The sequence below is a fragment of the Ruegeria sp. CG1 genome (assembly GCF_056537265.1).
Genome location: NZ_JBQFRF010000010.1, coordinates 105,851 through 113,104, shown reverse-complemented (window position 1 = coordinate 113,104; position 7,254 = coordinate 105,851). Strand labels below are relative to the sequence as shown.

Sequence of the window (7,254 nt, the reverse complement as noted above, 5' to 3'; positions counted from 1 at the left end):
AAACGGGTGCGAGCAGTTCTGCAGCGGATTGAGATTGGAATAAGGGACGAGCTAGCAAGAATGCGGACCTATTGGTGATCTCTTAGCGGCTATCCACCCTCAAGCTCCTGCTGGTTCGACCGCTTCACCAGAATATCGACAAGCCCCTTCTCGGCTGATCCCGCTTCGATCGCCTGGATAGCATTCACGATGGTCTCGACAAGCGGGGTGTATATGTTTGTTCCCGAACGAATGTTCTCGACCGCCCGTCTGACATTGACGTTGCTCATAGCTTAATCTCCGCGTCCGGGTTTCCGGCGGCGAGCGCGTTCATGTAGGCGAGGCACAGATCACAAGAGCGGTATTTGCCGCCATAGGCGGCTTTCTCTTCACGCTCGACGATCGGGAAGGTCGAGTAGATGTAGCGGATGTCATCTCGGTCGGTGATGCCATAGAGGTGGAAGAAAACGGCATCGAGTTTGGCGCGCAACACAAGGCGGCGCTCTTTGTCCCAAGTGAAGGGTGGTTTCACGGTTCCGTCCTCGTCCACATGCCCCATGTCCCGTGCAAATGGTTCCATGTCATGGGCAGTGTAGGTGAGCTCAAGAACAGACTGCCGGACAACCTCGGCCGCGCTCTTCGCTCCGAAACGTACGCTGCCGAATTTGCTCGGTGCGATCACTGGAAGCTGTTCGACGATGTACCAGTTCAGGTGCGTGCTTTGAGCTTTCTGCCTGGTCACGTAGTCCAATGAGATCGCGCCAAGATTCCCCAGGAGAAGCGCTTTGTTTTCGGCCCGCTGTTCTTCATCATTCCAGAGGATCAGGGGGGCTGTATTCCCGACACCCGCTTTCGGGATTGCTGCTGCTATCATCGTTCGTGCATCGGTCGCCCTAGCGATATCCCGAAAGGCGATCATCCATTCAACGCCGGACGGCAGATCGGCCTCGCTTTCCGGCACCCAATATTGAGGAGTGGGAACGAAGTCCGGATCGGCCTTTTGCTCTTCAGTCACCGCTCCGCTCAGCGCCGCGTTGTGCAGATTTGACTCGTTCACTTCAACCGATGCCGCACGATGATCGAATTGATGAATCATTCGCCCGACATAAAGAGGTAGCCAATTTCCTGAAGCGCTTCCAAACGTGTTGCCGCCGAGAGGGTACGCACCCTCCTGATCATCGAGCTCCATGCGAGTGCGAAACAGGTTAGAGTCGTTCGTCATGTCTAGCATGCGCAGGTATTGCACGGGCCATGTTTTCACTTCCGTGCCGGAAGACCTATCGACCAAGGGCACAGCATTGCCATAGATGACCGTCGTCAGATCAGCATCACGCTTCGATCGGAAAATCGGCGCAGTGCCTGTGTTCGGGTTCACACGCGCGAAGTCCTCGGCGTTGAGGGAGAAGCATGTGTCTGGGTCTGCAAGCTCGCTCACCGCTTGTAGGAAAAACGCGCAGCGCGCGGCCTCTTCCGTTGGTGACGGACTTGCCACGAACGCGCAGAACTTGAAGCGGCTGTCCACGTCCTCGAAGAAAGGCTTCAAATCATAACGTGTGCGCCGGTTCTCGAAGTCATAGAGTGACTTCAGTCGCCCTTCCGTCGCCACGCCTTTGAAGAACTTGGCGGCGGTCTTGTCTGATGCGATCCCGGATGGGACGAGCAGACCAATCAGTCCGTCTTGCCTCACCACGGTCGTGGCACGCTCGACGAAGAGCGAATAGAGGTTCACGTCACCACCGGAAAGTAAGGGGTAATCCCCGCCCTTCCGCGCCATGCGTGTGCCAGCCTCTGCACGCTCTGACGCCTTAGCGTAGTCCTGTGCCAAGGGATCGCCCGCTTGTTCGAGAGCGTTGATCATCTTCTTTCTGTCAGCCGCGCGTGCGGCCATGGCGATTTCAGGGCGGCGCTCGGCAAACCACTCGACCTGTTGCAGCTTCATTCGATCCCATGGCGGGTTGCCGATCACGGCATGAAACCCGCCGGTCAGCTCGTCTTCTTCCCAATCAGACCAGATGCCCGGGAAGGTCACTTGCCAATTGAGGAAGTTTTCCTCTGCAATGAGAACCTGCGCTTGCGCAAAAATACCAGAAAACAGATCGAATTTTTCAGCGGCGCTCATGCGCCCTTTGAGGGTCTCGTCTGCAGCCTTTGCCTTGGGTCTAGTAAGTTTTTGTTTGCCCAAGACGATATCGAGGGGATCACCAAACTCGCCATCGAAGAAAGCTTGCATCGCAATCTTCTTTTCCTTGCCCCTAATGTCGAGCCAGTCGATTGCATGAATCAGTTTTAGAAGCGCATCGAGCGGCGCGGTCATGTCCTCGATCTCGGCAAACACGTCAGCCGATCGGTGCGCTTCGGCAATTTCGGCGTCTGTCAGCCCCTCGACGATCTGCATTTTGGACGCTGCCCGCAGGGCGCGCTTCATGGGCTCATGCAGCAAGAGCGGCGTGCCGTAGGTCGCGGCCTTGTCGATACCCTTCTTCACCCAAGAACCAAAGAGGCTGTCGCCACAGCGAAGATGGTGATCGAGGAAGGATAGCGGCGCTCCAACGGTGAAAGTGTGCAACCACAGCGCCACCTTGGCGAGCTCCACAGCCATCGTGTTCTTGTCCACACCGTAGATGCAGCGCTTGAGCACCATACGTCGAATGATGTGGCGATCGTCGAGCTGTTCCTCGTCGATCGTCCAATCCCGTTCGTCGGCATTGGCAAGGATGGTGTTGCGGATCGTGTCGATCCGCTCTCCTAATGGGGAAATGTAGTCGCCCCATTCCTCGGGCGTGTCGAGCTCAGCCTCGGCCATGGCGGTGATCACCTGGTCGGCCATAAAATCGACAAGACTAACAAGGAAGTGGCCGGAACCCATAGCAGGATCGCAGATTTTCAGGTCAAGAAGCGCGGTTGCAGGATCGAGACGCTTGAGCTGGCCGATCTTGCGATGGTCGGGTAAGTCCCCCTGCCCCAGCTCTGTGATCTTGTCCCGAAATGCAACCTTGCGCTCTTCGACAAGCGGCTCTAGGGTCTCGGTCAAGATGAGCTGCACCAGGTCGTCGGGTGTGTAATAGCTGCCCGATCCCTTGCGCGCGAAGATGTTCGGCTGAACGGTGATGTCTTCGCCATCGCGCGTCACCTCGTATTCGAGAAGCCGCTCATAGATCGAGCCAAGTTGTTGGACCGAAAGGTTGCGGTAGTTGATGTATTTTCGGCCCTCGGGCGTCACCTCAAACGATAGGGCGTCGATCACGCGCGCCATAACCGCATCGGAGATGCGGATGTTGGTCAAGATCGCATGCCGCTCCTGGTCGAAAAGACCGCCATTATAGGGTGGCAAGCCGATCGAGGCGTCTCCCTTGTCAATTGCAATGAACAAATCGGCCATTGCGCCCCAATAGCGCGCGGCGGTTTCCGAGAAGACATCGTTCTTGTCTTTGCGTTCTTGGACATCAAGGCGCACCTTGTTTCGTAGCCCGTAATCGTCATAGCGAGTGTCTTTGACAGGCAAGAGGTCACGGTCTTCGGCGTACAGGATAAACAAGAGACGGTAGAGCAGGATTAGTGCGGCTTCGCGCACTGCCTGTAAGTCGGCCACAGGCGCGGCCTTGACGATCGCGCGCACCAGATCCGGGAATACTTCCCCGAAAACCTTATTGGACAAGTCTTCCGCAACGCGCTGTTCGTAGAATTTCCCCTCTTCGAGCGCCTTTTCGTGGAACGTGCGAGGGTCAGCACCCGCTGGGACAAACGCCTCGCGCCGGAAGATCAGCAAAAAGACTTTCAACCAGTGAAGACGATCGGCCTCATTGAGGGCAAAGAGCCCGTCAGAGTGCCCTGGCAGGTCGAGGATCGCGGCAATGTCGAGCTCGAAGAATTGCTCAGACACAGACCGCGCACCTGAGAAGTAGAGCCGCCATTTAGAGCCGTTGGTAAGAATGCCCCAACGGAGCGTGCCACCCGTGATGTCGTCGATGCGACGCAAGTAGCGGAGCATCTGGGTTGACGGGGCGGTTTCCTCTCCACGCCGTCCAGAGCGGCGATCAAGGGGACGTGCCCATCTCTTGGATTCGACCACGGCGCGGCCGAACTCGTAGCGCTTCCACTCTTCAGGAAAGCTGTTCGCCTTGGCTTTCGTCTCTGCGCTATCGAAGAGCAAACCATCGGGCACGTCTTCGCGCCCGCGCGGTGATAGATTTTGCTGACGAAGGGATTGAGTCCAGCCAAGCGCTTCAAGGATCGGCCAGATCAAATCATCTTCGGTCTGGCTTTCATTGGGTGTCTGGGAAATCGGGAAACGCTCGAAGACTAACCGAAGAGACGCGCCGAACTGGTCGAGATCAGCATCGCTAAGGATATTCCACTCGGAAACGCCCTGAATGGTATCGGTCAAAAAATCGGATGTAAACAGGCTGCCCTGGCTTGCGATTTCACTGCTCAAATCGATACTTCCTAGTGTTTTCTCGAAGGGTAACAGTTGTTCGAATGACGTGCAGCAAGAATGTGGCTTGATCGGGTTTCAAAAGTCTGCTTTGGCCTAGCGTCGCGTTCATATCGCGAGAGCAAGAAGATCCGCGATCCTGAAGAACTGTCGCGAAACAGGACTGAACTCGTTTCGTGGCGTTGAAGGTCCGCTTTCGCGGTTTCTGAAAGCCCTCGCCGCAGAGCGGCGAATTCACACTTTCCGCCCGATTCTTTGGAAAAACAGTATGTTGCGAGCGCAGCGCAGGTACATCTACGATCTTCCAGCACGATCCGCGCCCGTTTTTTTACGCTAAGCTCTTTTCAGCCTATCAATGGAATGAGCGGGTTTTCGGGCCATAGTAAAGCTCTTGTCATTAGGGACCGAGATTCATTGCCAAGATACATCACTGTTCGGTAGATCATCACGGTGAAGGACCATCACCGCATTTGGTCGACTGGACGGCAAATCGTCAACGGCATCCCAGCCCCAAAGAACGAGGTTTATGTCATCAGGCGTCGCCCCCGACGCGAAACTGTTCACTAGGACACCTGAGTAGCCATCGCCCTTCAGTCTGTCTGCAACAACGTGGGTTGATGGAACCAACCCTTGGTGCATCTCGGATTCCCAGTTGTCATTGGCGATATCCTCCCATGAGATGCCCAATGCCTGCCTGGTATCCCGGCTGGTTAGATCCACGATATGATGGCAATCAACCGCTAGAAAATAAAATGTATAGGGTTCTTGGTTCAGGCTGAAACGCACCTCGCGCGCGGCTGTTTCATGTGACAGCGACGTATAGAGCGCTGGTTGCCCAATTGGGTTGAACCGCCCACCCCGTCTTGCAGCCCCCTCCCCCGATGTCGGCAGATACGACCAGCGCGGTTTGGCGGCACGGATGACAGTACGCTGCACCCGGATGGCATGCTTCAAGCGTAACCGCCTTCTAATCGCCGCAGAATATGGGACTTCAAAGCAGCGTTTTCTCCGTCCTTAACGATTTCCTCGGGCGTACGCCCGCCAAAACCCACAATGGGTTCAGACCGATACCAGGCATAGGCCATGAGCGAGCTTCCAACAGCCGGTGCGACGGTATTCAGAATCTCGACCAGATGACGCAAGGACGTCTGGACTGAGACAGAAGCTACGCGCTTCCGCCGAGACAAGGATTCCGGAGAAATGCCCAAAGTCTCACCAATCTCGCGTTTGGTGGTTTTCAGATGCCGGGCCAGACGATCCGGTGAGATCATCCTGTCTTCTACAAGATCACGTAATTCCATGATGGTCACTCCTGTTGCCACAATATATGGACCAATTTGTTGACAATCAAGGCTGTCAGATCCTTTGCGCAGCGTTTCGTGGAGAAAACTCAAGCTGCCTACCCGCTAAATCCTCCATAGAAACTGCATTGAAGATGCAACTCCCCTGCCCTAGTGTTTCCAATCAGTCCTGGGACCTAAGCCGTGGCCGATGCTTCGAGTATCACGTTCGAGCGATTGACTGCACTCCGACAAACCGTGTCTTAATTAGTATCGCATTTGAAGTTGCACAGCTCTTCGTAAATCCAGAGGAGATGATGGACATCTGTCCTGTAAGACGCACTACGTAGTTTTGAGATTCTTTAACCCACCCTGCCTAGTTTTTAGAGGTATTAACATTGCCGTTGGCTCCATGTCTCCCCGATCAATCTTGCTCATGATCGATGTCAGGTACGCTCTGTGGCTTTGAATTCCCTCAACACGTTGCAAGATATAACCTAAGACCATGAAGCGTATTGCTGGTCCATGTGATGATTTCATTGCATACCAGGTCTCTCCAAGCAGCATGTGGTCAGCTAACTGGTCCATCAGTTGATCACAATGCGCTTGGTCTCGTGCAAACCTCAATTCTGAACATAACCGAGGAAATGCCTGCTCCATTTGATCCTGGGTCACCTGAATCTTTGAGTAATCTTCTTTTCTACTATTATGACTCAGTAAGTGCTCTTTGTGCCCCTCAATTTCGGTGTCGCCATCCCTCAATTTGATGGCCTCGCAGGTTTCTGATGGGCAGTTTTCCACAGAAACACACTCATTGATTTCGTCCAGCAGTCCCTGGAGAACGTCCTGTTGCGGTCGACGACGAAGGATCAACCGCGCCCGAACGAGTAGGTCTTGAACACCATCTGAGATGGCGTCCTGAAGTCGGGCCAGCGCTAGTGTGCATTCATCCCGCAGAATCTGAAGGGCTTCTTGTGCACGACGATACTCGCTAGCAAGGGCTGAGAACTCCGCATGACGGGTTGCCAGTGGTAGTAGCGACAGCCCGCTGACCAGCATCACCTGCCCTGCTCCGTCTCGTCTGCACCACCTTTTGCCGTTTGCGGCGGTAACGCGTAGAATGATACCCAACTTGATCAGTTTCGAGACGTGGCGCTCCACTGTTTGAATACTCACGTGGGCTCGCTCGGCTATTGCAGCATTGCTAGCATAGGCGATGTGATGGTCATCGGCCATTTTGCTTACACGATCAGCTGACATAAACGAAAGTAATGCTCGCAAAATAGAAATGCTCGTAGCCTTCAGCCCAAGCTGTTCACGAGCTTCTTCTATAGCACGGAGCTGCATCCACTTTGGCGCACTACTTCCCTGTCCGGCCAACGACCCGACTGCTCCTGTTGGAGCGCAATTTGTTACTGTCCTCATAGCTTTTTGTCAGCAGACAAAGAAATATCGCCCACCCAAGGGTGTTTTTTCTTGTGTGGTGATTCGGGAGGAGCTAAGTTCAAGTTGCTAGACAAGATTTGGTCCTCGGGAGCATCACCGCTTTCGGGGGCTATTTCT

Annotated in this window: 5 protein-coding genes; all 5 read right to left on the bottom strand. The window is 54.7% G+C overall.

What is annotated here, in order from left to right; genetic code table 11:
• Positions 1 to 89 precede the first annotated feature (89 nt).
• The 5 genes from ACR0AU_RS20390 to ACR0AU_RS20370 all read right to left on the bottom strand — a co-directional run bounded on the left by ACR0AU_RS20390 (position 90) and on the right by ACR0AU_RS20370 (position 7,071).
• A complete protein-coding gene (locus ACR0AU_RS20390) occupies positions 90 to 269 on the bottom strand; it encodes a hypothetical protein (RefSeq protein ID WP_480522604.1) in 180 nt (59 codons plus the stop codon).
• Positions 266 to 4,411, bottom strand: coding sequence for an Eco57I restriction-modification methylase domain-containing protein (locus ACR0AU_RS20385; RefSeq protein WP_480522602.1), 4,146 nt, complete (start codon positions 4,409 to 4,411; stop codon positions 266 to 268). The genes ACR0AU_RS20390 and ACR0AU_RS20385 overlap by 4 nt, the downstream gene beginning before the upstream one ends.
• A 411-nt stretch (positions 4,412 to 4,822) precedes the next feature.
• Entirely contained in the window at positions 4,823 to 5,365 is a 543-nt protein-coding gene (locus ACR0AU_RS20380; protein ID WP_480522601.1) for an RES family NAD+ phosphorylase, read from the bottom strand.
• Entirely contained in the window at positions 5,362 to 5,712 is a 351-nt protein-coding gene (locus ACR0AU_RS20375; protein ID WP_480522599.1) for a hypothetical protein, read from the bottom strand. The genes ACR0AU_RS20380 and ACR0AU_RS20375 overlap by 4 nt, the downstream gene beginning before the upstream one ends.
• Positions 5,713 to 6,033: 321 nt before the next feature.
• A complete protein-coding gene (locus tag ACR0AU_RS20370; RefSeq protein ID WP_480796170.1) occupies positions 6,034 to 7,071 on the bottom strand; it encodes a helix-turn-helix domain-containing protein in 1,038 nt (345 codons plus the stop codon).
• Positions 7,072 to 7,254 lie beyond the last annotated feature (183 nt).

What these genes read in the sequence shown, in the direction of transcription:
- ACR0AU_RS20390 (WP_480522604.1), bottom strand. Translation starts at nt 269, where the DNA reads ATGAGCAACGTCAATGTCAGACGGGCGGTCGAGAACATTCGTTCGGGA.
- ACR0AU_RS20375 (WP_480522599.1), bottom strand. Translation starts at nt 5,712, where the DNA reads ATGGAATTACGTGATCTTGTAGAAGACAGGATGATCTCACCGGATCGT.